At 53.9% G+C, this 2,928-nt stretch carries 2 protein-coding genes and 1 pseudogene; all 3 read left to right on the forward strand.

Features of this window, described 5'->3' with window-relative positions; genetic code table 11:
* Positions 1–182, forward strand: a pseudogene (locus CW742_RS09695) (phosphoglycerate mutase); the annotation flags it as partial.
* 297 nt (positions 183–479) lie between these two features.
* A complete protein-coding gene (locus CW742_RS09700; RefSeq protein WP_292419732.1) occupies positions 480–1,553 on the forward strand; it encodes a B12-binding domain-containing protein in 1,074 nt (357 codons plus the stop codon).
* Between the two features lie 151 nt (positions 1,554–1,704).
* Entirely contained in the window at positions 1,705–2,829 is a 1,125-nt protein-coding gene (locus tag CW742_RS09705; protein WP_292419733.1) for an ORC1-type DNA replication protein, read from the forward strand.
* The last annotated feature ends 99 nt before the right edge of the window (positions 2,830–2,928 follow it).

The following is a 2,928-nucleotide window of genomic DNA, read 5'->3' on the forward strand; positions in this document are numbered from 1 at the left end:
TCGCTGTACTGCCCGATCACCCGACACCGATCCGCACAAAAACGCACACGCGGGATCCGGTGCCGTTCGTTGTCCGTGGCAAAGGAACCGACAAAACAACAGAATATTCGGAAAAGGCGGCCCGTTCAGGGGGTCTCGGGATGAAAAACGCGGTCGGTTTCCTCGACTTCCTTTTTTCCTGAGCAGTGCGGCATCAGCACCCGTGCATCATCATGAATCAGTGGGGGTAACTTTCATCATCTGCCGCAAAGTAGCACTATTTTTCTTTATGATTGTTTATCAATTCGTCCCTTCCCCGGTTACCAGGATACGAGTCCGGATTTTTAAAGAAAAACGAGAAGCCGGAATCCGCCATCTCCCTTACTTCCACCTGTACGCATGTTCCGGTCTATTCGGTACGGCCATTTCAGCCAAACAATAATAATGTTACAGGTAGCCAGTGAGATCTGGTTATATCGGGAAAAGAGGGATCTGGAGACATGAGTTTTGGGGGAGATTGCCTGTACCGGCCTATATCGCTGGACGAAGAGAATCTTGCGGCAAAAGGGTTCAGTCGTTATGGTGAACGGTATCCTGAATTATTGTTAAAATCCAGCGATTACGAAAAATCCCAGCTCGATGAACATTTTCGATCGTATGCCAGGTACCTGCAGGAATCGCTCGCTGTCGGTGATGATGCATTCTTCCTTGACTATATCCGCTGGGCCCGGGTATCTCTTGAATCGCTCCATTTCCCCCCCACGATACTTGAAAGAAGCCTTGTTGAGTTCAGTGATGTCCTGCACCAGGAACTACCGGAAGATCAGGATTCGAAGGCACAGGAGTATATCACGAGAGCCCGCGACCTCCTCTCTGCCCCCCCGCGGGAAGATCCCTCCTTCATCAGGGAAGACAATCCTCTTGCGGCCCAGGCCCGCGCGTATCTCTCTGCTCTTGTTGCAGCAAACCAGGAGGATGCCCGGGTGCTCATCATCGGAATGCTCGATAAGGGTGTTCCTGTCCGCGACCTTTACCGGCATATATTCCAGCCGGCATTGCAGGAGACCGGGAGGCTCTGGCAGGTCCGCAAGGTCAGTGTAGCAGAGGAGCATTATATCACCGATACGACCCGGCTGTTCATCGCACTCCTCTATAACCGGATGAGGGAAGAGCGCCGGAAGCAGAAAAGGAAAGGCAGGCGCCTCGTTGCAGCCTCCGTCTCCGGTGAGTTCCACGATATCGGTATCCGCATGGTTGCAGATTTCTTTGAAATGGATGGGTGGGAAACCCTGTATACCGGTGCAAACACTCCTGCTCCCTCGGTTGTTGCGATGATACGGGACCATCATGCGGATGCAATCGCCATTTCGGCCACAATGCCGGTCCATGTATCCCGGGTGTACGAACTGGTCCGGGCAATCAGGGCAGATCCTAATACTGCACGAACACCTGTCATCGCAGGCGGGTACCCGTTCAGTCTCGTGCCCAACCTCTGGAAATGTATCGGAGCTGATGCGGGAGCGGCAAGTGCCGATGAGGCAGTTGAAAAGGTAAACCGCCTGGTCTTTTCGTAATGTGATTCCGGTTGCTTTCATGAACCGGCCGGGATCCGAAGGCGGGAGATGCATTTTGTCCGGGATCGAGGCAGATCTTCTTCGAAACTTTTGTTTTTATCAGGGACAATAATCAATGGAGTTAATACCGATTGCGTAGAGGTGTAGTGAGATGAAGAAGAACCTGCTGATGTGGGACGAGACGCTGTTCCGGGACCCTGAGGTCCTGGAGATCGATTATGTTCCCGAGCAGTTCGAGTTCCGCGATGACCAGATGCGCGAGCTGGCGTTCCAGATCAAGCCCGGGCTCCGTGGAGGCAGGCCGATGAACAGCGTCTGCAAGGGGCTTCCCGGTACCGGGAAGACCACGAGCATCAGGAAGCTCTTCCAGGAGATCGAGGAGACGACAAAGAAACTCGTGCCGGTGTACATCAACTGCCAGATCGACAATACCAAGTTTGCCATCATCTCCCAGATCTACAAGAAACTCATCGGTCATCTCCCTCCCTCATCCGGCACCTCGTTCAAGCAGGTCTTCGATGCAGTGGCCCGCCATATCGCAAAGGAGGAGATCGTCCTTTTAGTTGCGCTCGACGATGCAAACTACCTCCTGTACGAGAACGAGATCAATAAGGTGCTCTACACCCTGCTCCGGTCACACGAGACCTACGAGGGGACCCGGATCGGCGTCATCGTCATCATCAGCGACATGGATGTGGACCTGAGCCGCGCTGTCGATGCCCGGGTTGCCTCGGTCTTCCGGCCAACCGAGATCTACTTTGCTCCCTATGGCGATGCCGAAGTGCGGGAGATCATGAAGGCCCGCGTGATGCAGGGCCTTTTCTCCGGTGTCCTTTCCGAGGAGCTTCTCGACCTAGTTGTCAGCCAGACGTTAAAGAGTGGGGACCTCCGTGTCGGTATCGACCTCCTCAAGCGTGCAACGCTCTCGGCAGAACGGGCGGCGCGGCGCAGCATCGAGCGGGACGATATCTGCGGTGCTTATGAGATATCCAAGTACCTCCACCTTGCCTTCACCACAAAGACGCTCAAGGGCGAAGAGCGCCAGATCCTCAAACTGATCGCGGAGCGGAGCGACAAGGAGCACGAAATGAATGCCGGGGATGTATACAAGTCTTTCAAGGAGAACGTCCCCATCGGCTATACGCGGTTCTACGAGGTGGTCAAGAAACTGGATGCCATGCGTCTTGTCAACCTCCAGTACCGCGAGGGAAAGGGCCGGACACGGATTATCACACTCCGGTACGACCCGGTAAAAGTCATCGAATACCTCTCCTGAACTACCCGACTCCAGATTTTCTACCGTCGCGGCTCACGATTTGAAAAATATTATCTATTTCCAGACCCTTGGTAATACTACAGGGGTTATCTCTTATGC

Source organism: Methanoregula sp., assembly GCF_002835825.1.
Lineage (GTDB): Archaea > Halobacteriota > Methanomicrobia > Methanomicrobiales > Methanospirillaceae > Methanoregula.

Excerpts from the sequence above, each read along its gene's own strand:
- CW742_RS09700 (WP_292419732.1), top strand. The coding sequence starts at position 480 with ATGAGTTTTGGGGGAGATTGCCTGTACCGGCCTATATCGCTGGACGAA.
- CW742_RS09705 (WP_292419733.1), top strand. The coding sequence starts at position 1,705 with ATGAAGAAGAACCTGCTGATGTGGGACGAGACGCTGTTCCGGGACCCT.